The 24,763-nt window shown below is 65.6% G+C and carries 21 protein-coding genes; 11 read left to right on the top strand and 10 right to left on the bottom strand.

Features of this window, described 5'->3' with window-relative positions:
- Positions 1-414 precede the first annotated feature (414 nt).
- A complete protein-coding gene (locus tag EJ903_RS01260; protein WP_126611348.1) occupies positions 415-4,143 on the top strand; it encodes a vitamin B12-dependent ribonucleotide reductase in 3,729 nt (1,242 codons plus the stop codon).
- Positions 4,144-4,358: 215 nt separating this feature from the next.
- The gene (locus EJ903_RS01255) at positions 4,359-6,614 is read left to right on the top strand and encodes a putative bifunctional diguanylate cyclase/phosphodiesterase (protein WP_126611347.1); all 2,256 of its coding nucleotides are present in this window, start codon (positions 4,359-4,361) and stop codon (positions 6,612-6,614) included.
- Positions 6,615-6,623: 9 nt separating this feature from the next.
- Here the strand turns inward: EJ903_RS01255 and EJ903_RS01250 are convergent, their stop codons facing one another.
- The 3 genes from EJ903_RS01250 to EJ903_RS01240 all read right to left on the bottom strand — a co-directional run bounded on the left by EJ903_RS01250 (position 6,624) and on the right by EJ903_RS01240 (position 8,376).
- Complete coding sequence (locus EJ903_RS01250) at positions 6,624-6,842, bottom strand: hypothetical protein (RefSeq protein ID WP_126611345.1); 219 nt, start codon at positions 6,840-6,842, stop codon at positions 6,624-6,626.
- A 28-nt stretch (positions 6,843-6,870) separates the two neighbouring features.
- Positions 6,871-7,812 (bottom strand): bifunctional riboflavin kinase/FAD synthetase, encoded by a 942-nt coding sequence (locus EJ903_RS01245; RefSeq protein ID WP_126611343.1) that lies wholly within the window; start codon positions 7,810-7,812, stop codon positions 6,871-6,873.
- A 114-nt stretch (positions 7,813-7,926) separates the two neighbouring features.
- A complete protein-coding gene (locus EJ903_RS01240; protein WP_126611341.1) occupies positions 7,927-8,376 on the bottom strand; it encodes a MaoC family dehydratase in 450 nt (149 codons plus the stop codon).
- A 693-nt stretch (positions 8,377-9,069) separates the two neighbouring features.
- On the opposite strand from EJ903_RS01240, the gene EJ903_RS01235 reads away from it, so the two are divergent.
- From EJ903_RS01235 to EJ903_RS01225, 3 genes are all read left to right on the top strand, one after another.
- The gene (locus EJ903_RS01235) at positions 9,070-10,026 is read left to right on the top strand and encodes an alpha/beta fold hydrolase (RefSeq protein ID WP_126611339.1); all 957 of its coding nucleotides are present in this window, start codon (positions 9,070-9,072) and stop codon (positions 10,024-10,026) included.
- The gene (locus tag EJ903_RS01230; RefSeq protein ID WP_246015119.1) at positions 10,004-11,104 is read left to right on the top strand and encodes a DUF6352 family protein; all 1,101 of its coding nucleotides are present in this window, start codon (positions 10,004-10,006) and stop codon (positions 11,102-11,104) included. Before EJ903_RS01235 ends, EJ903_RS01230 begins: the two co-directional genes overlap by 23 nt.
- Positions 11,105-11,202: 98 nt before the next feature.
- A complete protein-coding gene (locus EJ903_RS01225; RefSeq protein WP_126611337.1) occupies positions 11,203-11,706 on the top strand; it encodes a CreA family protein in 504 nt (167 codons plus the stop codon).
- A 33-nt stretch (positions 11,707-11,739) separates the two neighbouring features.
- On the opposite strand, the gene EJ903_RS01220 is transcribed toward EJ903_RS01225, so the two are convergent.
- The 6 genes from EJ903_RS01220 to phaR form a co-directional block, all read right to left on the bottom strand.
- Positions 11,740-12,699: a M14 family metallopeptidase gene (locus tag EJ903_RS01220; protein ID WP_126611336.1), complete on the bottom strand. Its 960-nt coding sequence runs from the start codon at positions 12,697-12,699 to the stop codon at positions 11,740-11,742.
- An 80-nt stretch (positions 12,700-12,779) separates the two neighbouring features.
- Complete coding sequence (locus EJ903_RS01215; protein ID WP_126611334.1) at positions 12,780-13,676, bottom strand: CPBP family intramembrane glutamic endopeptidase; 897 nt, start codon at positions 13,674-13,676, stop codon at positions 12,780-12,782.
- A gap of 56 nt (positions 13,677-13,732) precedes the next feature.
- Entirely contained in the window at positions 13,733-14,587 is an 855-nt protein-coding gene (locus EJ903_RS01210) for an NAD kinase (protein WP_174237225.1), read from the bottom strand.
- A gap of 168 nt (positions 14,588-14,755) precedes the next feature.
- Positions 14,756-17,074, bottom strand: a complete 2,319-nt coding sequence (gene clpA, locus EJ903_RS01205; protein WP_126611332.1) for an ATP-dependent Clp protease ATP-binding subunit ClpA — start codon at positions 17,072-17,074, stop codon at positions 14,756-14,758.
- A gap of 8 nt (positions 17,075-17,082) precedes the next feature.
- Positions 17,083-17,409, bottom strand: a complete 327-nt coding sequence (clpS, locus tag EJ903_RS01200; protein WP_126611330.1) for an ATP-dependent Clp protease adapter ClpS — start codon at positions 17,407-17,409, stop codon at positions 17,083-17,085.
- Between the two features lie 331 nt (positions 17,410-17,740).
- Positions 17,741-18,367 carry a polyhydroxyalkanoate synthesis repressor PhaR gene (gene phaR / locus EJ903_RS01195; protein ID WP_126611328.1) on the bottom strand — a complete coding sequence of 209 codons (627 nt, stop codon included), beginning with the start codon at positions 18,365-18,367 and terminating at the stop codon, positions 17,741-17,743.
- A 554-nt stretch (positions 18,368-18,921) separates the two neighbouring features.
- Here phaR and EJ903_RS01185 point away from each other — a divergent pair.
- From EJ903_RS01185 to EJ903_RS01160, 6 genes are all read left to right on the top strand, one after another.
- On the top strand, positions 18,922-20,196 hold the full coding sequence (locus tag EJ903_RS01185) for an alpha/beta fold hydrolase (RefSeq protein WP_246015066.1): 1,275 nt from the start codon (positions 18,922-18,924) through the stop codon (positions 20,194-20,196).
- A 112-nt stretch (positions 20,197-20,308) separates the two neighbouring features.
- Positions 20,309-21,484: an acetyl-CoA C-acetyltransferase gene (locus tag EJ903_RS01180; RefSeq protein WP_126611324.1), complete on the top strand. Its 1,176-nt coding sequence runs from the start codon at positions 20,309-20,311 to the stop codon at positions 21,482-21,484.
- A gap of 170 nt (positions 21,485-21,654) precedes the next feature.
- The gene (gene phbB / locus EJ903_RS01175) at positions 21,655-22,377 is read left to right on the top strand and encodes an acetoacetyl-CoA reductase (RefSeq protein ID WP_126611322.1); all 723 of its coding nucleotides are present in this window, start codon (positions 21,655-21,657) and stop codon (positions 22,375-22,377) included.
- A gap of 268 nt (positions 22,378-22,645) precedes the next feature.
- Positions 22,646-23,116 carry a hypothetical protein gene (locus EJ903_RS01170; RefSeq protein ID WP_126611320.1) on the top strand — a complete coding sequence of 157 codons (471 nt, stop codon included), beginning with the start codon at positions 22,646-22,648 and terminating at the stop codon, positions 23,114-23,116.
- Positions 23,116-23,661, top strand: a complete 546-nt coding sequence (locus EJ903_RS01165; protein WP_126611318.1) for a hypothetical protein — start codon at positions 23,116-23,118, stop codon at positions 23,659-23,661. Before EJ903_RS01170 ends, EJ903_RS01165 begins: the two co-directional genes overlap by 1 nt.
- Positions 23,658-24,086: a hypothetical protein gene (locus EJ903_RS01160; protein ID WP_126611317.1), complete on the top strand. Its 429-nt coding sequence runs from the start codon at positions 23,658-23,660 to the stop codon at positions 24,084-24,086. Before EJ903_RS01165 ends, EJ903_RS01160 begins: the two co-directional genes overlap by 4 nt.
- A gap of 234 nt (positions 24,087-24,320) precedes the next feature.
- On the opposite strand, the gene EJ903_RS01155 is transcribed toward EJ903_RS01160, so the two are convergent.
- Positions 24,321-24,761, bottom strand: a complete 441-nt coding sequence (locus EJ903_RS01155; protein ID WP_246015065.1) for a hypothetical protein — start codon at positions 24,759-24,761, stop codon at positions 24,321-24,323.
- Between the last annotated feature and the right edge of the window lie 2 nt (positions 24,762-24,763).

Below are 24,763 nucleotides of genomic sequence, written 5' to 3'. Positions count from 1 at the left end.
TCCGCCCGGTGTCGTGGCGATGGCGATCATCCCCGAGTCGTCCCAAGGGGCCTGATGGTGGCGATCTGTGGAAAAGCCCACAAAATCTTGCGTTCCCAACCCCTGGCGCTGTTGAAAACCGGGTGGACAAAGCGGTCGCAAAACGCCGCGCTTCTGAGGCGGTTTTTAAAAAGCCGGTCGCGGTCCTGAGGGCGGCCTGGAAAATGGCGGAAACGCTGGGCGTGCTGGATTTGGTCGCAGTTTTCCGTGTCAACCACAATATGTGGTGTCCGGGGCCGTTCGGCCTCTTGCCTGTGGGGGCGTCGGTGTCTAGGATGACATCAACCTTACAGCAACCGACGACCAGCGACCAGCGCAAGCGTGTGCCGCGTCGTCACCTTGCTTTGTCGAGATTCATCAGGGGATAGCGGGACCATGCGGATCGAGCGTCGTTTTACGAATGAAGCCCAGGATGCGTACGCCAGCCTTGGCTTCCGTCGCGCCACCAGCGAAATCCGCAACCCCGACGGTTCGATCGTTTTCCAGCAGACCAACATCGAGGTGCCGGAAGGCTTCAGCCAGGTCGCCAGCGACATTCTGGCCCAGAAGTATTTCCGCAAGGCCGGTGTGCCCGCCGCCCTGAAGCCGGTTGAGGAGAACACCGTTCCCTCCTGGCTGTGGCGCAAGGAGGCCGACACCGAGAAGCTGGCGGCCCTGCCCAAGGAAAAGCGTTTCGTCGGCGAAAGCTCCGCCCGTCAGGTGTTCGACCGTCTGGCCGGGACCTGGACCTATTGGGGCTGGAAGGGCGGTTATTTCGATCAGGAGGCCGACGCGCGCGCCTTCTTCGACGAAATGCGCTTCATGCTGGCTGCCCAGATGGCGGCACCCAACAGCCCGCAATGGTTCAACACCGGCCTGCATTGGGCCTATGGCATCGACGGCCCCAGCCAGGGCCATTTCTACGTCGATTTCAAGACCGGCCTGCTGACCTCCTCGGCCTCGGCCTATGAGCACCCGCAGCCGCACGCCTGCTTCATCCAGTCGGTCGCCGACGACCTCGTGAACGAGGGCGGCATCATGGATCTGTGGGTGCGCGAGGCGCGCCTGTTCAAGTACGGTTCCGGGACCGGCTCCAACTTCTCCAAGCTGCGCGGCGAGGGCGAGAAGCTGGCGGGTGGCGGCAAGTCGTCGGGCCTGATGAGCTTCCTGAAGATCGGCGACCGCGCGGCGGGCGCGATCAAGTCGGGCGGCACCACCCGGCGCGCGGCCAAGATGGTCTCGGTGGACATGGATCACCCGGACATCGAAGGCTACATCGATTGGAAGGTGAACGAGGAGCAGAAGGTCGCCGCCCTCGTCACCGGTTCCAAGATCTGCCAGAAGCATCTGACGGCGGTGATGGCCGCCGCGCAAAGCGGGCTGGATCCCAAGGAAAACAAGGAGCTGAAGAAGGCCATCCTGGCCGCCCGCAAGGATCAGGTGTCGGAGAACTACATCCAGCGCGTGATCCAGTTCGCCGGTCAGGGCTTCAAGAGCATCGAGTTCAAGACCTACAACACCGATTGGGATTCGGAAGCCTACCTGACGGTGGCGGGCCAGAACTCCAACAACTCGGTGCGCGTGTCGAACGAGTTCGTCCAGGCCGTTCTGGATGACAGCGATTGGAACCTGATCGGTCGCACCAACGGCAAGGTCATGAAGACGCTGCGCGCCCGCGATCTGTGGGACAAGGTCGGCTACGCCGCCTGGGCCTGCGCCGATCCCGGCGTGCAGTTCGACAGCACCATCAACGAATGGCACACCTGCCCGGCGTCGGGGCGCATCAACGCCTCGAACCCGTGCTCGGAATACATGTTCCTCGACGACACCGCCTGCAATCTGGCGTCGTTGAACCTGATGACCTTCCGGTTGAAGGACGGCTCCTTCGACACCGAGGCGTTCGAACACGCCTGCCGTCTGTGGACCATCGTGCTGGAAATCTCCGTGCTGATGGCGCAGTTCCCGTCCAAGGAAATCGCCCAGCTCTCCTATGAATTCCGCACGCTGGGCCTGGGTTTTGCCAACCTCGGCGGCCTGCTGATGGCGTCCGGCCTGTCCTACGACTCGGACGAGGGCCGCGCCTATTGCGCCGGCATCTCCGCCGTCATGACCGGCGTGGCCTACGCCACCTCGGCGGAAATGGCGCAGGAGCTGGGGCCGTTCCCCGGCTATGACGCCAACCGCGACCACATGCTGCGGGTCATCCGCAACCACCGCCGGGCCGCCAACGGCGCGATGGACGGGTATGAGGGGCTGACCGTTGCCCCGGTCCCCTTCGTCGCCGACCTCTGCCCCGACCAGGATCTCGCCGCCGCCGCCGTGCGGGTGTGGGACGAGGCGCTGGAATTGGGCGAGGCCCATGGCTACCGCAACGCGCAGGCCACCGTGGTCGCCCCCACCGGGACCATCGGACTGGTGATGGATTGCGACACCACCGGCATCGAACCCGATTTCGCCCTGGTGAAGTTCAAGAAGCTGGCCGGTGGCGGTTACTTCAAGATCGTCAACCGTCTGGTCCCGGAAGCGCTGAAGACGCTGGGTTACAACCCGGAGCAGATCGGGGAGATCGAGCGCTACGCCGTCGGCCATGGCACGCTGAAGACCGCGCCGGGCATCGACCACGCCGCGCTGAAGGCCAAGGGCTTCACCGACGAGCTGCTGGAGCGGTTGGAAGGCAACCTCGCCACCGCCTTCGACATCAAGTTCGTGTTCAACCGCTGGACCATCGGGGCCGACTTCTGCGTGCAGACGTTGGGCGTGCCGATGGAGGCGCTGGACGCGCCGGGCTTTGACCTGCTGACCCATCTGGGCTTCAGCAAGGTGGAGATCGACGCCGCCAACACCTATTGCTGCGGCGCGATGACCCTGGAAGGCGCGCCCTTCCTGAAGGACGAGCATCTGCCGGTGTTCGATTGCGCCAACCCCTGCGGCCGCATCGGCAAGCGTTTCCTGTCCTGGCAGTCGCACATCACCATGATGGCGGCCTCGCAGCCCTTCATCTCCGGGGCCATCTCCAAGACCATCAACATGCCGAATTCGGCGACGGTGGAGGAGTGCAAGGACGCCTACATGCTGTCCTGGCGTCTGGGTCTGAAGGCCAACGCGCTGTACCGCGACGGCTCCAAGCTCAGCCAGCCGCTGCAAGCCGCCGTGCTGGAGGATGAGGAGGACGGCGAGACCATCGACGCGGTGGTCGAGGGGGCGAACGCCACCCGCACGCAGATCGTGTCCGAACGCATCGTCGAAAAGGTGGTCGAAAAGATCGTCGAGCGGAAGATCTCGTCGCGCGAACGCCTGCCGCACCGCCGCAAGGGCTACACCCAGAAGGCCAACGTCGGCGGCCACAAGATCTATCTGCGCACCGGCGAGTATGAGGATGGCCGCATCGGCGAAATCTTCATCGACATGCACAAGGAAGGGGCCGCCTTCCGCTCCTTGATGAACAACTTCGCCATCGCGGTGTCCATCGGCCTGCAATATGGCGTGCCGCTGGAGGAGTTCGTCGAGGCCTTCACCTTCACCCGGTTCGAGCCGTCGGGCATGGTGACGGGCAACGACACCATCAAGATGGCGACCTCGGTCATCGACTACATCTTCCGCGAGGTGGCGATCTCCTATCTGGGCCGCACCGATCTGGCCCACGCCACGCCGGAAGATCTGCTGCCCTTCACCGTCGGCAGCGGCGACAAGCAGGGCGACCTGCCGGACAACCCGCAGCCGTCGGACTTCGTCCGCCGTGTGGCCTCGACCGGCTATGTCCGCAACAACCTGCGCGTCCTGCACGGCGGCCATGGGCAGGTCCAGCGCGCCAGCGCGGCGGCGGCCCTGGCGGCGGCCGGCACCGACACCACCACCCAGGCGGTGGCGAGCGCGGCGCAGGGTGCTGTGGCGTCCAGCCCGGCGGTGGGCAGCGTGGTGGCCGCGCAAGGCCATGTTGCCGCCAGCGCCGTGACCAGCACCGCCTATGGCGGCAGCACCAGCGACCAGCGGTTTGACCGCATCCGCGAGGCGCGCGCCCGTGGCTATGAGGGCGATCCCTGCGGCGAGTGCGGCAACATGACCCTGGTGCGCAACGGCACCTGCCTGAAGTGCGACAGCTGCGGTTCGACCACCGGCTGCTCGTGATGGCAAAAGCCGTTGATCTCCCGATGATGAACGGCGCGCTGTAAAGACGACCAAAGGAAAAGGGGAGGGTGGGCAACCACTCTCCCCTTTTCGTTTGTCTGGCCTTGGCCAGTCCTCGGGCGTGTTGCGGGGCTTGACCGTCCGGCCTGTATCCATGGTAACATTTTCCTTAAGAATCAGGCCGGGCCACGCAGGCATCCGGGAGGACGCGCGCCATGGATTTCGCCGACGGAACGTTGGACAAGGCCGTTATGCCCGATTCCCTGATCCGGGCGACCGTTGAGCAGTGCGGGACCGGTTTGGTGTGGGTTGGGGGCGACGGCCTGATTGTCAGCGGCAACCCCTGTTTTGCCGAATGGGCCGGGCGTCCCGCGCGCGGCGGCGGGGGGGCTGGTCTGATCGGGCGGCCCTTGCTGACGGTGCTGGATCTGGGCGGCTGGGAATGGGGGGCGGTGTGGGCCGCCCTGCGCGAGGAAGGGCCGCTGCCTGGCGCGGGGATCATCCGCCCGTTGCGCGCCGAACCGGTTCCCGTCGATCTCCATTGGCAGATGCTGACCGGCTTTCCCGAACCCCTGGCCTTTTGCCAGATGCAGGGGTTTGAGGAGCGCGAGCGCGCCAACGCCATCGCCCGTTTGCAACAGGACGTGCTGGAACTGGTTGCCGCCGGACGGTCGTTGAAGCTGGTGCTGGATTTCCTCTGTCGCCAGGTGGAAACCTGCGCGCCGGAGGTCACATGTTCGGTGCTGCTGCTGGAGGATGGAACCAGCCTGCGCCACGCGGCGGCCCCGTCGCTGCCCAGCGCCTTTTGCGCGTCAATCGATGGCGTGCGGATCGGCCCGTCGGTGGGGTCTTGCGGGACGGCGGCGTGGCGCAACGCGCCGGTCGAGGTGTCGGACATCGCCACCGATCCGCTGTGGGCCGATTACCGCGATCTGGCCCTGTCGCATGGTCTGGCCGCCTGCTGGTCCCACCCGATCAAGGGGCGCGACGCCCGCGTGCTGGGGACCTTCGCCCTGTATTATCGGGAACCCCGGCAGGCCACGCCCTTTCACCGCCGCATGCTGGAGGCCTGCGTCCATCTGTGCGCGCTGGCGATCGAGCATGACCGCGCGCGGGCGGAGATCAACCGGCTGGCCTTCTACGACACCCTGACCGGCCTGCCGAACCGGCAATTGCTGAAAGACCGGGCCACCGCCGCGCTGGCGCTGGCCGGGCGCACCAAGCAACCGGTGACGCTGATGTTCCTGGACGTGGACCGTTTCAAGACGATCAACGACTCCTTGGGCCACGCGGCGGGCGACCGCATGCTGGTGGAGGTGGCGCAGCGGCTGACCCGCCTGTTCCCGGATGGCGACACGTTGGCGCGTCTGGGCGGGGATGAGTTTGTTGCCCTGCTGCCGGGCTGCGACGCCGCCCACGCCTCTCTGGTGGCCGAACGCATTCTGGCCGCCCTGTCGTTGCCAATCACCATCGCCGATCTGACCCTGACGCCGACGGCCAGCATTGGCATCGCCGTCCATCCCGACGATGGGCTGGATTTTGACACGCTGCTGCGTCAGGCCGACGCGGCGATGTACCGGGCCAAGCAGGCCGGGCGCAACCGCTGCCATTTCTACCGCCGCGACATGAACGAGCAGGCGGTGCGGCGGCTGGAGATGGAAGCGGCGCTGCGCGAGGCGCTGGACCGGGGTGATTTCACCCTGCACTACCAGCCGCAGATCCGGTTGGAGACGCAGCGACTCCATCGGGTCGAGGCGCTGATCCGGTGGACCCACGCGCGTTGGGGCGCGGTGTCGCCGATGGAGTTCATCCCGCTGGCCGAGGAATGCGGGTTGGTCGGCCAGATCGACCGGTGGGTGTTGGAAAACGCGGTTGCGCAGTTGGCGCGTTGGCGGGCGGATGGGCTGGTGGTTCCGGGGATGGCGGTCAACCTGTCGCCCGAGCGTTTCGCCCATGGCGATCTGGTCGAACAGGTGCGCCATGTTCTGGCGGTGGCGCGGGTCCCGCCCGGCGATCTGACGCTGGAAATCACCGAACGGCTGATGATGATCGAGGAGGTCAGCGTGCACGACACGCTCGACGCCCTCAGTGACCTCGGCGTCACCCTGTCGATCGACGATTTCGGCACCGGCTATTCCAGCCTGAGCTATCTGAAACGCTTCCCGGTCGGTGAATTGAAGATCGACCGCAGCTTCGTCAAGGAACTGGACATCGACGCGGCCAACCGCCCCTTGGTCCGGGCGATGATCCAGATCGGCCAGAGCCTCGGGCTGACCGTGATCGCCGAAGGGGTGGAGCGCGAGACGCAAAGCCGGATGCTGAAGGCGGACGGCTGTTGCATGGGGCAGGGCTATCACTACGCCCGCCCGATGCCCCCCGATGCCTTTGCCGACTGGCTCCACGCCTGGAACGCCCGCGTCGCTCCCGACCAGACCGGCTGCGGGGAGCCGGAATGCGGTTTCGGGCTGTAAGCGGGTTGCTCAGGGCCGTTTGGCCGGGGTCTGTGGCGAGGGCGGCGGTAGGGGTGAGGGCGGCAGCGACAGGCGGACGCAGCGCGCCAGCACGCTGTTTCCGGTCATCTCCCGGTAATTCTGGACGATCAGCGGCTCGGCCGCCTTGCATTGCTCCATTGTCGCGAAATCCAGGGTGGTCGGCCCGCCCTGGTTCAGCATGAACAGCAGCATCAGCACGCGTTCCATCGTCGGTCCCCGTCCGTCTGTTCCGGTGTCAGGAGTCGGCCAGAACCGCGCGGGCGGCCTCGGCGTCGCGAATGATCTGGTCCTTCAGCGCATCAAAGCTGGCGAATTTTTGCTCCGGGCGCAGGAACTCGACCAGTTGCACCCGCAGATGCTGGTCGTACAGGTCGGCGCTCATGTCGAACAGATGGGCTTCCAACCGCTCCACCGTGCCGCCCACGGTCGGGCGTGCCCCCAGATTGGCGACGCCCTTGTGCCACACCGTCTCGGCCCCGCGATCCAGACCGGCGCGGATGGCGTAGACGCCGAAGGCCGGGCGCAGATACTCGTCCAACGCGATGTTGGCGGTGGGAAAGCCGATGGTGCGGCCCCGCTTGTCGCCATGGGCGACACGGCCCTCGATCTCCCACGGGCTGCCCAGCACATGGGCGGCCTCGCGCGGGCGGCCCGCCACCAGGGCGTCGCGCACGCGGGTGGAGGAGTAGACGCCGCCCTCGGGATCGCTGACCGGCCCGACCATGGTCACGCCAAAGCCGTGGGCCTGCCCCGCCGCTTCCAGAAAGGCCGGGTCGCCGACGCGTTTGTGCCCGAACAGGAAATCATAGCCGCAGACGACGTGACGCACGCCCAGATCGCCGACCAGAATGTCGTCGACAAAGGCCTGTGCCGTCTTGGTGCGCAGACGTTCGTCGAAATGGCGGACGATCAGTTGATCGACGCCCAGCGCCTGGATGTGGCGGGTCTTGATGTGGAAGGGGGTCAGGCGGAAGGGCGGATCGTCCGGGCGGAAGACCGAACGCGGGTGCGGTTCGAAGGTCAGGACGGCGGACGGCGCGCCCAAATCCCGCGCCAGACGTTGGGCGGTGCCGATCACCGCGCGGTGGCCGTGATGCACGCCGTCGAAATTGCCGAGCGCCACAACGGCCCCGCGCTCCCCGGCGGGCAGGTCGGCGGTGTGTCTGTAGAGTCGCATGCGCGCCCCGATCTGGAGAAACCTTCTGGGGCGTCTATATAGAACGCCGTCGGCGCGCGGTAAACGCACCGACGGCGGGACGCGGACCCTTTCCAGCGATCAGCGTGGCGGCGCTCAGCCGCGCGACGGAACCATCAGCATCGCTTCGCCATCGACCACCACCGTCTCGCCGACGGTGCAGACGGTGCGGACGACGACGCGGCGCTTTTCCGGGATCAGTTCGGTGATGGTGGCCCGCGCGGTCACGGTGTCACCGGCGCGCACCGGGGCCTTGAACTTCAGGTTCTGCGACATGTAGATCGCGCCCGGGCCGGGCAGCTTGGTTCCCAGAACGGCGGAGATGAAGCCGACGGTCAGCATGCCGTGGGCGATGCGGCCCTGGAACATGGTCCCGGCGGCGTATTCCTGATTGAGGTGGACCGGGTTGGTGTCGCCCGAAATGCCGGCGAACAGGACGATGTCCGCTTCCGTCACGGTCTTGGCGAACGACGCCGTCATGCCGACGGCGAGGTCTTCGATGCAATACCCTTCGATGTCCTTGCGGACCTGACGCACATCGTCCATCACGCGCTTTCCTTTTTCCCGCGCCGAACCCCGGCGCCCGATGCCACTGATACAGCCACTTGATTCAGCCACTGTGCCGCACCGCGTCATGTGCAGTGCAACGAGGCGAATGGCACCATGTGTCCGGCAAAAATGCAAAAAAATCTCTAACGCCACGACGAAGATTCAGGCGGATTGTCGGCCCCTGCGACCGCGTTGCCACAAAGTCCTGCGGACGAAAAAGCCGGGTTGGTGTTGGTGCGAATACTTCGCCGCAGAAGCGGCTCCGAAGAAGCTCATATTGTCCAGTGGCTTAGCGTAAAACCCCCGGATCAGGCCGAAAAACGGGCGCGCGAGGGTGGATCGAGCGTTTTGGCGCAACATCCTGTCCACAAATGACCGCCGGGTTGCAACAAAAAGGAGGATTTGCGGCTCTTTGTTCGTTGGCGCAACGAAATGTCTGTTGCGTTGCCGCGAGCGGCCGCGACTCGACGGGAAACCCGAACCGGCGGGTGTGGTTACTTGGTGACAAGGCGCGCTGCGACACCATGCCGCTGCCGCGACTTGGCCCGTCGCGACCCGGCCGGGCACGGATGATCCCAAGGACGGAGGGGGTGGACGGGCGGGCGGCGGGCTGCTTCAATCACCGCCCGGCGACGGCTGCGCCAACGGGGCGCCGGGAATGGGGCGCCGGGAATGGGGGAGACACCGCCGATGGCCGACCCGGTCTTTGACACGCTGCGCCTGCGCGACGGCACGACGCTGCGCTGGGCGCGCTGGCAACCGACGGCGACCCCACCGCGCGGCACGGTGCTGATCCTGACCGGGCGCGCCGAGTTCATCGAGAAATACACGGAGACCGCCCATGGGCTGACCGCACGCGGTTTCCAGGCGCTGGCCTTCGACTGGCGCAACCAGGGCCTGTCCGACCGGCCGCTCGCCAACCGGCAAATCCACCATCTGGCCGATTTCACCACCCTGGTCGATGATTTGGACGAGCTGGTGGCGCGGGTGGCCCGGCCCTGCGCCGGGAACCGCCCGCTGGTGCTGCTGGCCCATTCGATGGGCGGGCTGGTCGCCACCCTGTTCCTGTCGCGCCACGCGGCGGCGGTTCCGGCGGTGTGCGACGCCGTCATCCTGTCGGCCCCGATGCACGCCATCCATTTCGGCCCGCTGCCGCGCGTCGTGGCGCGCGCGCTGGCCGGTCTGGCGGTGGCCCTCGGCTGGGGGGAGCGTTACGCCCCCGGCCAGGGGGATTACGACCCGGCGGAGGGGCGCTTCACCCCCGACAACCCCATCACCTCCGATCCCCAGCGCTACGCCGCCTTTCACGGCCCCTACACCGCCAGACCGGAACTGCGGGTCGGTGGTGTCAGCTATGGCTGGATCGCGGCGGCCTTGCGGGCGGAGGACGCGGTTGTGCGGGATCTGCCGCTGGAGCGGGTGACGGTTCCGGTGCTGCTGTTGAGCGCGCCGGGCGACCGGGTGGTGCGCGCCGACGCCCATCGGCGGGTCGCCACCCGTCTGGGTCACGCCACGCTCGTCGAGCACCCGGAGGCCAGACACGAGCTGTTGATGGAGCGCGACGCCATCCGCGACCGGGTGTGGGCGGACATCGACGCGTTTTTGAACACGACGCTTGCGTCCGGTGGCGACCGGGGTGTCGGATGAGGCGGCGGGCAGCAAGGGAGACCACACGGTGCAGGGCATGACCGATTTCTGGGTGTCGTCGGGGCATCGGCTGTTGCGCCGCGCCGACACCGGGCGCGAGGGCGTGACGCATTGGGCGGTGACGCCGGAGTTTCTGCGCGCCTATCTGCTGCGCCCGGAGATCCGCCCGCCGGACGACGCCTGCGACGCCGAACGGACGCTGCACGACGGCTTGCTCGACGATCCCGCCCGCCCGGTGCCGCCCGGCCTGCTCGCCGCGCTGGCCGACGACGACGCCCGCGACAATTGGCGGGTCTGGCTGGCGTTCCGCGACCGGCTGCTGGCGGCGGGCACGCTGGAGCGCTGTTACCTCGACCTGTTCCGCACCGGCGCGCGCGGGGTGCCGGGCCTGTTCATCGACCAGCTGGTCCACGTCATCCTGCGCGGCATCCTCGACGGCACGCCGTCGGGCCTGCGGGCGCGGGCGGCGGAGCTGTTTTTCCGCGAGCAAAGCGTGTCGGTGGCCGATGGCCGGGTCCGGTTGGCCGACGCCGAAACGGTGGAGACGCTGGCCGCGTCCGGCGGCTTCGGCAGCCTGGGGCGCTTGGTGGTGGAGGCCGGGACCGCGCCGCGCGCCGTTGATCTCGACATTCTCGACGAAACCAATCACCCGGCCTATTGGGGCCGCGACGAGCGCCACGACACCGTGCTCGACATCACCTTCGCGGCGGCGGGGCTGGATGCGCTGGCCCGCGTGCTGGAACGCTGGGTGGCGCATTTCCTGGGCATCGTCGTGTCGGTCCAGCCGGTGCAGGCGATCCATGACGAGCGGTGGGTCTGGCATGTCGGGTTGGACAGCGCCGCCACGGCGATCCTCAACGATCTCTACACCGGCGCGCCGGTGGATGGGGGACGGCTGGCCCGCATCCTCGCCCTGTTCCGGCTGGAGTTCGCCGATCCGGCGGCGATGCGCCCCGATCTGGCCGGGCGGCCGGTCTATCTCGGGCTGGCGATGACGGAGGCGAACCGCCTGCGGTTGAAGCCGCAAAACCTGCTGGTCAATTTGCCTGTGGCGTCGGGGCCGCCTTCGGCGATGTGATCTGTTCGGGATCGTTGATCCGGGCGCTTGACGGTGCGGTGGGGTCTCCCGATCTACAGCGTGGTTATTTCCTTGGACCCGATGGGAGCGGTGTTGTGATGCGCAGCCTGGTGTCGATGTCTGTTCTGGCCGCGCTGGCGGTGGTGGGGTTGGTCCACAGCGCCGCCGCCGATTCCGTGGTGGGGCGCTTTTCCAACGATTGGACCGGCAACGGGCTGGAAATCCAGGCCATTGAAGACCCGAAGGTGAAGGGGGTCACCTGCCATCTGGTCGATTTCGACCGCAGCCTGATCGACCGGCTGTCCAAAGGGAATTGGTTCGAGGATCCCTCCAACGCTTCCATCGCCTGCCGCCAGACCGGGGCGGTGACGGTCGGCGACATCGACCTCTCGCCCAAGGGGGAGGAGGTGTTTTCCGAACGCAAGAGCCTGATTTTCAAATCCCTGGCGATCCGTCGCATCTACGACCGGGCGAACGACACGCTGGTCTATGTCGTCTACAGCCGTCAGGTGACGAACGCCTCGGCCAAGATGTCGATCTCCACCGTGCCGCTGTTCAGCGCCAACGCCCAATGGAGCAAGGGCAAACCGACGGTGAAGTGATCCCCGACGGTCGCGGGACCGGCGGCGGTACCGTCAGTCCGGCTGCGGCAGTATTCGCCCCAACCGGACGGCGGTTTGCCCGGCCTTGACCCGCAGAGCGGGCATGATGAGGACACAATCGTCGTAGGGGGTGCGGATCGCCCGATCGCCGTCCCAGCCGATGACGGTCCCGGCCCGCCCGATCACCTCCAGCCCGATGAAGGGGGCGGTGAAGCGGAACTGGTCGCTGCTGGCCGTCACCGCCTCCGTCACATCGACCAGCCGTTGCGGGTCGGCGCGCGGCAGCAGGCGCGGGCCGACCGTGGGGTCGATCATCTCCAGGCCGCGCAGCAGGCGCAGGCAGCTTTCCAGGGCGACGACGGCGGTGTCGGCCCGCCAATGCTGGCCGCATTCCACCAGGATCGCCGTGCGCGCGCCCTCCGGCTCGGCGAAGGCCCCGAAATCGATCAGGCGCCGCCCGCCGCTGTGGCCGCCATCGGCCACCACCCAGGCCGGATGACCCAGCCCCAGGGCCAGATCGCGCCCGCGCGTGGTCCGTCCGCACAAGGTCAGCGGCGCGGTGTCGGCGGTCATCGAATGCAGGTCGAGCAGCAGATCGGCGGACTGGTAGAGCGGGCGCAGGCGACGGGCGCGGCGCAGCTCCACGCTGTCGCACCGCCCGTCCAGACGCTCGACCGACCAGAGCCGGTTGAAATCCTCGTCCACAAAGCGGGAGGCGTAGGGGGTCTGGCGGTCAAAGCGCTGATAGGCGTCGGTGTTGGCGAAGACGAAGGTCAGGCGACCGCGCAGCGGCTTCAACCGCAGGCGCAGCAGATGGTCGAGCGCGATGGCCCCGGAAATCTCGTTGCCGTGCACCAGCGCGTTCAGCACCACATGCGGCCCCGGCTCCTCCGCCGTCAGGGTGATGACATGGTCCAGCCCGGTGTTGCCCGTTCGGTAGGGCGCGATGTCCGGTGGAGTCAGTTCAATGGGGGCGAACAGGGGATCGGTCACGCGGTTGGCTCGGGCGTCGTTGGCCGGTGCGGATCAGTATGGCCGACGCCGCGCCGCCGCGCCAGTGGTGCGCGCGCCGATCAATACAGCATCCAGTCATAGCCCAGGACGCTCAGCGTGTAGGCCCCGAACAGGAAATGGGCCAGCGTCACGCCGATCAGGCAGCGGTGGCGGCGGTAGAACCAGCCGAAAACCAGCCCTTGGGTGAAGGCGGCCAGCCCGATCAGCGGGGACAGATGCACGTGCATCGTTGCGAAGATGGTGGAGGCCAACAGGACGCTGAGGGGCGCAGCGAAACGCCCGACCAGCAGGCGTTCCAACATCCCCTGCATCACGCCGCGCGCCAACCCTTCCTGCAACAGGCTGGACAGGGCGTAGACCGCCAGCATGACCGCCCCGTGTGTCCCGCTCAGGCTCGCCCAGTTGAAAAAGGGCTGGGCGCTGGTGACGGAGGCGGGCAGGGCGGCCTTCACCCCGGTCATCATCAGGCTGATGAGGACGGTCATCACCAGCGCCTCCCGCACCGAGCGTTTCGCCCCGACGAGAGTCAGGCCAAAGGCGGCCATCGGCAGGCGGCTGAGGCGGGCCAGCGCGGCGCAGCCGCCCAGCATGACGGCCAGAACCCCCAGATTGTAGAGCGTGCTGACCAGATCGGAGCCGTTGATGCGCAGCAGCCCGCGCAGCGTGGCAAAGGTCAGCGTGTAGCCGCTGATGAGCAGGATGCAGACGGTCAGCATCAGGCTGGCCTGATCGCGCAGGCGGGCGGCGGCCTCCAGCCGTTCGTTCCGCAGCTCCAGATCATATTCGCGGGCTTCCAGCTTCACGATCATCATGCCGACCGCCTCGGCGGCGCGCCGGTGATCGGGCGGCAGGCTGGAGTCGCCCGCCAGCGCCAACACCGCTTCCACCGCCCCCGGCTCCTGCCGGATCACCCCTTCGGCGGCGTCGGCCAGACGGGTGAGGACCGTGTGCGTCACGGCTGGATCGGTGCCCGGATCATTGGGCCGATCGGCGGGTGCGGCGCGCGCGTCCATCAGGGGGCGAATTGCTCCTTCAGGATGCGCTCCTCGAAATTCAGTTCCTGGTCGAACAGCAGGGTCAGAGCGACGTCGCGGCATTCCTGCACCTCGACCCGCAGCACCTCGCGCACCTCGGTGAAGTCGGCGACGGCGCTGACCGGGCGCTTGGTCTCTTCCAGAATGTCGAAGGTGATCTTGGCGGTGTGGGGCAGCAGCGCGCCGCGCCAGCGCCGGGGGCGGAAAGCGCTGATCGGGGTCAACGCCAGCACCCCGGCCCCCAGCGGCACGATGGGGCCATGGGCCGACAGGTTGTAGGCGGTGCTGCCCGCCGGGGTGGCGACCAGCGCGCCGTCGCAAATCAGCTCCGGCAGCCGCACCACCGTGTCCACCGAAATGCGCAGCTTGGCCGCCTGCCGGGTTTCGCGCAGCAGGGAGACCTCGTTGATGCCCAGCGCTTCCACCCGCTCGCCGTTGACCCGCGTGGCGATCATCCGCAGCGGGTTCAACTGGACATGCTGGGCGGCGGACACGCGCTCGGCCACCTCGTCCTCGCGGTAGGCGTTGAGCAGGAAGCCGACCGAGCCGCGATTCATGCCATAGACCGGCAGGGGTTGGGTGCGGTTGAACGACAGCGCCTTGTGCAGCGTTTCCAGCAGGAAGCCGTCGCCGCCCAGCGCGACGATGGCGTCGGCGTCGGTCAGCGGCGCGTTGCCGTAGCGGTGGATCAGCCGGGTGCGGGCTGCCCGCGCCTCGTCGGTGTCGGCGCTGACGAAGGCCATGCGCAGCGCGTCCGGGGCGGGCAAAGCCGGGCCGGAAACGGTGTGCGCGGGCTGGGCGGGCAGGGTGAGATGCGCGACGGGGTCGATCATGGCCCCGACCATAGCGCAGGACCAAGCGACGGGGAAACGGCGCTCATCGCCTGTGCGGCGCAAAAGATGAGGCGCGAAGGCTCACGCCGACTGGCAAAACCGGGTCCAACGCAAAACGGGGGACCCGAAGGCCCCCCGTCGCAACGCGTCGCGTGGTCAAGGATGCGGTCACTCCGCCATTTCGCTGACCAGCCCCTCTTCGTCGTCGTCGCTGGAGCCGCGCTTGCTGCGGTTTCCTTCGGCGTAATCGAAGGCGGGCTTGTCGTCCTTCACCGTGACCTTGACCAAACCACCCTTGGACAGCTTGCCGAACAGCAGCTCCTCGGCCAGCGGCTTCTTGATGTATTCCTGGATGACGCGGCCCAGCGGACGCGCGCCATAGAGCGGATCGTAGCCCTTCTTGCCCAGCCACTCGCGGGCGTCGTCGTTCAACTCGATGGACACGCCCCGGTCTTCCAACTGGGCCTCCATCTGCATGATGAACTTGTCGACCACGCGGCTGATGACCTCCTGGGTCAGCGGGGCAAAGGGGATGATCGCGTCCAGCCGGTTGCGGAATTCCGGGGTGAACAGCTTTTCCACCGCCTCCATGTCCTCGCCCACCCGGCGTTCCCGCTCGAAACCGATGGCGGGCTTGGCCATGTCGGCGGCCCCGGCGTTCGACGTCATGATCAGGATGACGTTGCGGAAATCGACAATCTTGCCGTTGTGGTCGGTCAGCTTCCCGTGATCCATGATCTGCAACAGGATGTTGTAGAGATCCGGGTGGGCTTTCTCGATTTCGTCCAGCAGCAGCACGCAATGGGGGTGCTGGTCGATGGCGTCGGTCAGCATGCCGCCCTGGTCAAAGCCGACATAGCCCGGCGGCGCGCCGATCAGGCGGGACACCGTGTGCCGCTCCATATACTCCGACATGTCGAAGCGGGTCAGCTCGATCCCCAGCGTCATGGCGAGCTGGCGGGCCACCTCGGTCTTGCCGACGCCGGTCGGGCCGATGAACAGGTAATTGCCGATCGGCTTTTCCGGTTCGCGCAGGCCGGCGCGCGCCAGCTTGATCGCCGACACCAGGGCGTCGATGGCCTTGGTCTGGCCGAACACCATGGTTTTCAGATCGCGTTCCAGATTCAGCAGCGTCTCGCGGTCGTCGCGGCTGACCGATTTCGGCGGGATGCGGGCGATCTTGGCGACCACCGCCTCCACATCCTTGACGCCGATCTTCTTCTTGCGCTTGTTCTCCGGCAGCAGCATTTGCGCCGCCCCGACCTCGTCGATGATGTCGATGGCCTTGTCGGGCAGCTTGCGGTCGCCGATGTACTTCGCCGACAGCTCCACCGCGCAGCGGATGGCGTCGGCGGTGTAGCTGACCTTGTGATGCTTCTCGTAATAGGGCTTCAGGCCCTGAAGGATCTTGATCGCGTCCTCGATCGACGGTTCGTTGACGTCGATCTTCTGGAAGCGGCGGACCAGCGCCCGGTCCTTTTCGAAATAGCTGCGGTATTCCTTGTAGGTGGTCGAGCCGATGCAGCGCAGCGCGCCCGACGCCAAGGCCGGTTTCAGCAGGTTCGAGGCGTCCATCGCCCCGCCGGAGGTCGCCCCGGCCCCGATCACCGTGTGGATTTCGTCGATGAAGAGCACGGCCCCTTCGGTCGCCTCCAACTCCGAGACGACGGCCTTCAACCGCTCCTCGAAATCGCCGCGATAGCGGGTGCCAGCCAGCAGCGCGCCCATGTCGAGCGCGAAGATGGTGGCGTTGCGCAGCACCTCCGGAACCTCGTTCTGGACGATGCGGCGGGCCAGCCCCTCGGCGATGGCGGTCTTGCCGACACCGGGGTCGCCGACATACAGCGGGTTGTTCTTCGACCGTCGGCACAGGATCTGGATGGTCCGTTCGACCTCCTGCTCCCGCCCGATCAGCGGGTCGATCTTCCCACCGGCGGCTTTCTTGTTCAGGTTGACGCAATAGGCGTCGAGTGCTTCGCTGCCTTTTTTCACGACCTTCTCCGCCGCCGCCTCGTCGTCGGCGCCCGAGACCCGCTTGGTTTCCGTGCGGCCCGGAGCCTTCGCGATTCCGTGAGAAATGTAGTTCACCGCGTCGAACCGGGTCATTTCCTGCTCTTGCAGGAAATAGACGGCGTGGCTCTCGCGTTCCGAGAACAATGCGACGAGCACATTGGCGCCCGTCACCTCCTCACGTCCCGAGGACTGGACGTGTATGGCCGCACGTTGCAGGACCCGCTGGAAGCCAGCCGTCGGCTTGGCGTCGTCGGTTCTGCTCGTGATAAGGTTCGCCAGTTCGTTGTCGATGTATTCGGTCAGTTCCGCGCGCAGGCGGTCCAGATCGATCCCGCAAGCCCGCAAAACGGCGGTCGCGTCGGTGTCGTCGGTCAACGCGAGCAGCAGATGTTCGAGCGTCGCGTATTCGTGCCTGCGCTCGTTCGCGTGGGCCAAGGCCCGATGCAGCGTCTGTTCCAGGTTACGCGACAGCATGGATGGGTCTAGTCCTTCTCTAACGTGCATTGCAGCGGGTGCTGGTTCTGGCGCGCGAAGTCCATCACCTGCGTGACTTTCGTCTCCGCCACCTCGTAGGTGAACACGCCGCACAACCCCACGCCCCGACGGTGCACATGCAGCATGATCCGGGTCGCTTCCTCGCGCGATTTGCTGAAGAAGCGTTCAAGAACCAGGACGACGAATTCCATCGGTGTGTAATCGTCGTTCAGCATCAACACCTTGTACATCGACGGCTTTTTCGTTTTCGGCTTGGTCTTGATGACCACGCCGCTGTTGGGTCCGCCGTTGCCGAACTTGTCCGAATCGCCCATGGTCTCAATCAAATGTCGTCTGATGCACTCTCGTGCTGTGATGATATGGGCATTTCGGGCGCTGAGGGAAGGGGCCGCGTGCGCGTGGCTGAGATTTGCTCCGTGGAAGGTCTGTCTTGCGGGTTTGCCGTGCGGCGCTCCGTTTCCAGAACCGCACCCCCACATCAGGCGCTCAATCCGCGCGCCGCACAATTGGCGGCAGCCCTTACGGGGTGGTCCCGAACGCACGCGCGGCGCGCGCAAACAAAAACGCCGACGGCGCGGGGGCCATCGGCGTTCGTGGGAGGGCGTTCGGGGCCGCTTTCAGACAGAAAGACGGCGCGCGGCGGGGTTACTTTCCGTCGGGCTTGCCGGGGATGTTGATGCTGGCGATCTGCTTTTGCAGGGCGTCGATCTGCTTTTGCAGCTCGTCAAAGGTCGGGCCGCTGGAGGGCGTGGCGGCGGCGGGTGCCGCCGGGCGGGCGGCGGGCGGCGGCTCATCCGACGCCCCGACCGGGCCGAAGGGGGTGAACATGCGCATGGCGCGTTCGAACATCGCCAGGTTCTGCTTGCTCATCTCGTCCAGGCGACCGAAGGGGAACATGCCGCCGATGGTGTTTTGGAAATAATCGCGCACCTGATCCTGATTGCGGGAAAAGGACTGCATCGAATATTCGAGATAGCGCGGAACCACCCACTGCATGTTGTCGCCGTAGAAGCCGATCAACTGGCGCAGGAAGCTGATGGGCAGCAGGTTCTGCCCCTTGCTTTCCTCTTCCACGATGATCTGGGTCAGGACGGAACGGGTGATGTCCTCCCCGGTTTTGGCGTCGTACACGACGAAATCCAACCCGTCCTTCACCATCTGGCAGAGATGATCGAGCGTGACGTAGCTGCTGGTGGCCGTGTTGTAAAGCCGCCGGTTGGCATACTTCTTGATCGTGATCGGTGCGGATTTCTGATCTTCCCGGTCGGCCATCGCGAAATCTTTCAGAAGAGGGATGTTTCAAGAAGGGGCGGCGGACATCAATCCGTTCCTAGGACTACTCGAAGGAACAGCAATTTGTCCAGCCTTGCGCCGCGTCATGGGGTCGCGGGGGGCGGGCGCAAGCAAAGGCCCCACCGTTGCGCGTGGATGACGATTTGATGGCGCGCGCATCCGCGCTGGTCAAGCGGTCGCCGGATTGCCTATAGTGTGGGCCATGGCCGACCCGTCCGACCCCGACATTCCGTCCCTGGAAACGCTGGCGCGCCGCTATCTGGACCTGTGGCAGGATCAATGGGCGGCGACCGCCGCCGATCCCGAAGCGGCGGACATGATGGCCCGGCTGTTTCAGATGATGGGGCAGGGGGCGGCGGCGATGGCCCCGTTCGCCTTTGGTCCGGCGGGCTTCGCTTCTTCCGCTCCTTTTGGGGCCGCTCCTTACGGGTCTGGCCCGAACGGGTTCGGCCCGTCCCCGTCTTCCCCTTACCCGGCGACCGATCCCGCATGGCCGCAGCCGCCCGCACCCCGAACCAGCCCACAGGCCCACGATGACCGGGCATCGGGCGGATGGCACGCAGCTGCGCCGGGGGCCGCGCCCGCTCAGCCTGCATCTGAACGTGGCGCTGGCGATGTTGCTGTCCTCCTCGGGCGGATTGCCGCTCTTGAAGAGCGGTTGGCTGCCATGGAGGCCGCCGCTGCGCCAGCGGGCGGAGGAGTTGCGCCGCCAGATCGCCCGGTTCGAAAGCCAGCCGCGCGACCCAAAGGCCAGCGACCAAAAGACCTCTAGCGGCGAGGCCCTGCGCCAGGCGGTTGACCGCGAGATGCGGCGGCGGATCGATTCGGTGCTGACCGGGATCGAGCGTTACCGCCACCACCCCCACCACCGAGACCTTGCGGACCCGCCGGTGGTCTGGCGCGAAGGCGGCACGCGGCTGCTGGATTACGGGCCGCCGGGTGGGCGTCCGGTGCTGTTCGTGCCGTCGCTGGTCAACCGTCATTACATATTGGATCTGTCGCCGGGCAAAAGCCTGATGCGCTGGTTGCCGGAGCAGGGCATCCGCCCGCTGCTGATCGATTGGGGCACGCCGGGGCCGCTGGAGCGCCGTTTCACCCTGACCGACTACATCGCCGGGCGGCTGGAACGCGCGCTCGACGCGGTGGTGGAGGCGACCGGGCGGCCGGTCCCCCTCGTCGGCTATTGCATGGGCGGGCTGCTGACCACCGCGCTGGCGCTGCGGCGGCCCCGGTCGGTGGCCGGGCTGGGTCTGCTCGCCACCCCCTGGGATTTCCACGCGGAGGATGCGGCGGTCGCCAAGCGGGCGGCGGCCTTCTTCCAGCCCTTCGGCCCGGCGCTGGAGCGGTGGGGCGAACTGCCGACCGACGCCCTGCAAGCGCTGTTCGCCCAGCTCGATCCGATGCTGGCGCTGAAGAAATTCAGCCAATTCGCGCGCATGGATCCGGCCAGCCCCGCCGCCGCCGCCTTCGTCGCGCTGGAGGATTGGTTGAACGACGGCGTGCCGCTGGTCGCGGCGGTGGCGCGCGACGCGCTGGAGGGCTGGTATGGCCGCAACGACACCGCGACGGGCAACTGGCTGGTCGGCGGATTGCCGGTCGATCCCGCCCGTTTGATGGTCCCCACACTGGCGCTGATCCCCGAACGCGACCGCATCGTGCCGCCCGCCTCCGCCATGGCTCTGCCAAAAGTGATACCCCATGCGGAAATGATCGTGCCGCCTTTGGGTCATATTGGAATGGTGGTCAGCGCCGGTGCGGAGGTTGGCGCGTGGCAACCATTGGCCCGATGGCTCTCTGCGACAGGATAGCCAGCGCTGTTTTAGCGTCTTGCATTGCGGCGCAATCGCACTTTAAGGTGTCTGGACTGCCTGCGTTTCACCAGCGTCATAATAAAACCGTCCCATATCGAGGAGCGTTACCATGACCGAGGTTGTCATCGCCGCTGCGGCGCGCACGCCCATCGGCAGCTTCAACGGTGCTCTCAGCAGCCTGTCGGCCCACGCGCTGGGCGAGATCGCGATCCGTGAGGCGCTTGCCCGCGCCAAGACCGACGCGGCCGAGGTGAACGAGGTCATCCTGGGGCAGATTCTGACCGCCGGTCAGGGCCAGAACCCGGCCCGTCAGGCCGCCGTCAACGCGGGCATTCCGGTGGAAGCCACCGCGTTCGGCATCAACCAGCTCTGCGGTTCGGGCCTGCGCGCGGTCGCGCTGGGCTTCCAGGCGATCAAGAACGGCGACGCCGACATCATCGTCGCCGGTGGCCAGGAAAGCATGAGCCAGGCGCAGCACACCATGCACCTGCGCAACGGCACCAAGATGGGCACGGCCTCGCTGGTCGATTCCATGCTGGTCGATGGCCTGACCGACGCCTTCAAGGGCTATCACATGGGGACTACGGCGGAGAACATCGCCACCCAGTGGCAGTTCACCCGTGAAGAGCAGGACGCCTTCGCCGCGTCCTCGCAGCAAAAGGCCGAAGCCGCCCAGAAGGCCGGTCGTTTCAAGGACGAGATCGTCCCGGTGACGATCAAGGGCCGCAAGGGCGACGTCGTCGTGTCCGATGACGAATACCCCAAGCACGGCACGACCGCTGAGTCGCTGGCCAAGCTGCGCCCGGCCTTCTCGAAGGACGGCACGGTGACGGCGGGCAACGCGTCGGGCATCAACGACGGGGCCGCCGCCCTGGTGCTGATGAGCGCGGAAAACGCGGCCAAGCGCGGCGTCACCCCGCTGGCCCGCATCGTGTCGTGGGCGACCGCTGGCGTCGATCCGTCGATCATGGGCACGGGTCCGATCCCGGCCTCGCGTCTGGCCCTGAAAAAGGCCGGTTGGACCATCGACGACCTCGACCTGATCGAAGCGAACGAGGCGTTCGCGTCGCAGGCCATGTCGGTGAACAAGGATCTGGGCTGGGACGTCAGCAAGGTCAACGTCAACGGCGGGGCCATCGCCCTTGGCCACCCGGTCGGTGCGTCGGGTGCCCGCGTCCTGACCACCCTGCTGTTCGAAATGCAGAAGCGCGACGCCAAGAAGGGTCTGGCGACCCTGTGCATCGGCGGCGGCATGGGCATCGCCCTCTGCGTCCAGCGCGATTGATCCGGTGACGGGCCGCGCTCCGGTTTCGGGGCGCGGCCCGTCGTCGCTTCAGCCACCCGTGGGGGTTGACGGACGGTGATTCGTTCGGCCCAATAACAAGAATACAGCCCCTGCGGACCAACACACCGTCAACAGCAAAACTGATCAAAACAAATCTGGGGAGTACGATCATGGCTCGTGTTGCAGTCGTTACGGGTGGCACTCGCGGCATCGGCGAAGCGGTCGCCGTTGGCTTGAAGAACGCCGGTTACACGGTGGCCGCCACCTACGCCGGGAACGATGCGGCGGCGCAGGAATTCACCGCGCGCACCGGCATCGCGGCCTACAAGTTCGACGTGTCGAGCTTTGACGCCTGCAAGGAGGGGATCGCCAAGATCACCGCCGATCTCGGCCCGGTGGAGGTGCTGATCAACAACGCGGGCATCACCCGCGACGGCGTCATGCACCGCATGACCTATGAACAGTGGGAGGCGGTGATCCACACCAACCTGTCCTCCTGCTTCAACATGTGCCGCAACGTGATCGACGGCATGCGCGAGCGCGGTTTCGGCCGCATCGTCAACATCGGCTCGGTCAACGGCCAGGCCGGCCAGTATGGTCAGGTCAACTACGCCGCCGCCAAGTCGGGCATCCACGGCTTCACCAAGGCGCTGGCGCAGGAGAGCGCGGCCAAGGGCATCACCGTCAACGCCATCGCGCCGGGCTACATCGACACCGACATGGTGCGCGCCGTCCCCGCCAACGTGCTGGAAAAGATCGTCGCCCGCATCCCGGTCGGCCGCCTGGGCCGCGCGGAGGAAATCGCCAAGGCCGTCCTGTACCTCGTTGCCGACGACAACGGCTTCATGACCGGCTCGACCCTGTCGGTCAACGGCGGCCAGCACATGTATTGATCACGGTCGGCGTTCGCGCGCCGGTCGAGGTTGTGAGAGACGAAGCCCTTCCCCGGCGGTCACGCGGGGGAAGGGTTTTGTTTTTGGGCTGGATCCTTTTGAGAAATCTGAGGTGATGATGTGAATGGTTACAAAAGCGAAATGCGCAGAACGCAACTTTCTTTTAGCTGTTTTTCTTTAAGGAGGTCGCCCTCAATAAAATTTTGTAGCGAGAAATTAAAATTCTTAGTAGTGTGCCATGCGCTGTCTCTTGGGGGATTTGTGTATAATGCAGCAGATTCGATTGTTGGGGATTGTTGTCGGGGGCGCTGTAATCGCGTTGACGTTGGTTGGCTGTATGTCGACTGAGCAGCATCGTGCCGCCGTGTCTAACCCGGTTGGGGATCGTGTCACGATCGGTACAGTGCAGCGTGAAATACGCGTCGGTATGTCATCGGCGGATGTGGTTCAGGCTCTTGGCTCGCCGAACATGGTTACGACGGACGACCTTCGGCGCGAGAACTGGATTTACGACAAGATTGCGACCGAGACGGCGTACTCGACCTCACAAGGTGGTGTGTCGGCGTTGATACTTGGGGGCGTTGCCGGCGCTGCTGGCATGGTTGGTGGAGGCATCGCTCCGGGCTATGGCCAGTCGAGCGGAGCCTCGTCAACCACACAGCGAACGTTGACCATTATCATAAAATTCGATGATGCCAAGCGCGTGCGAGATTTCGCATATCGCTCGTCGAGCTTTTGATGAGAAAAAGCATGAATAGAAAAACAATAGCTGTTCTTGTTGCAGCTGCAACCTTGATGACTGGTTGCCAACAAACCATTCCAAAGGAAGCGCTTCAGCTTTCCAAAGAAAGCCTGAAGGAGCGGCAGATGCAGACTCGCCGCTTTGAAACGGCTGATGAAGCGAAGCTTCTTCAAGCCAGCGCTGCCGTGATCCAGGATTTGGGTTTCTCCATCGACGAAACCGCAGTCCCCGCCGGACTTATTGTGGCAAGCAAAGACCGGGATGCAACGGAAGCTGGGCAAGTGGCCGGGGCAATCATGATGGCGGTGCTGTTCGGCGCGCGTATGCCAATTGATACTAAGCAGAAGATCAGGGTCAGTCTCGTGACGAGACCTTCGTCTTCCCAAAACACCGCCGTCCGTGTGACTTTCCAACGCATTGTCTGGAATGATCAGAATCAACTGTCTAAGATTGAAGGTCTTTCTGATCCAGCGATGTACCAGCAATTCTTCGATAAACTGTCACAGTCTGTTTTCTTGACAGCCAATGAGATTCAAAAATGATGAAAAAATATGCTATCGTTCCCCTGATGGCTCTGGTTTTTTGTCTGGCAGGTTGCCAGACAGATTCGCGGACTCAAGTGTTGGATACGTCGAAATCTCAGGTTCAACTGCGGGCCTATCAAACGCGGGCCTACGAGACCACCGACCGCGATAAGATGTTGCGCACCATCATTGGGACCCTTCAAGATTTGGCTTTCGTTGTCGATAAAGCGGATGCAACGCTGGGCACTGTCAGCGCGACGAAATTGAATGGGTACGCATTGCGCATCACCGTGACAATCCGTCCGCGCGGAACCACGCAGATTCTCGTTCGGGCCAATGCACAGTACAACATCACCCCCGTTGAGGACCCGACTCCCTACCAGCAGTTTTTTGAAGCGTTGTCGAAAGCCATGTTCCTTGAAGGGCAACAAGTCGACGCATAAAAATACAGGCGGCGAAAGCATGCACAAAGCTCTGCTACGTTCTATCATATTGTTTTGACTGTTAGCAGGGTGCGGGAAAACCATTTTGCTGCTGCGGTCTGGTTCTTTCTGGCAATATCGCGTCAAGACCTCGCAAGATACCACCAGTATCTTGCTTCGGCCTTTCCTAATTTTGCCAGAAAGTCCCCTCCCTTGCGACGCAAAAGCCTTTTTCCGCACCCTGTTAACCTGGGTCTACTGCAACTTCGTCGCCGCGATTTTCGCCGTGTCCACCGGCATCGCGGCACAGCCGCCCAGGGTGGGGCCGACGGGGAGGTCGCCGAAGGCGGCGAGTGCGCCTTCGGCTTTCAGGCGGCCGACGAAGCCCGGTTCCAGGCCGCGCGCAACATAGGCAAAGCCCAGCCACGTCGTCCGCACCGGCTCGCCGCCCGCCGCGACCATGGCGCGGAAGGCGTCCTCCTGGCTCGATCCGGGGTGGAACACGGCCAACAGCAGGCCGTCGCGCTCGTCGGGCAGGGCGGCTTGGCGCAGCGACAGCGTCATCACCGCCGCCCACACCGCCAGCACCACCACGAAAAAGCCGATGGCCAGGCCATGCCCGAACCCCGCCGGAAACGGATCCGGCGGCGGGGTGGACGGGGCGGGTGCTGTGGGGTGGGGCTGGTCGGTCATCATAA

This window comes from Azospirillum griseum (assembly GCF_003966125.1).
GTDB classification, from domain to species: domain Bacteria; phylum Pseudomonadota; class Alphaproteobacteria; order Azospirillales; family Azospirillaceae; genus Azospirillum; species Azospirillum griseum.
Note: the sequence above shows the minus strand (reverse complement) of the source record. Positions and strands in the feature narration are given on the sequence as shown.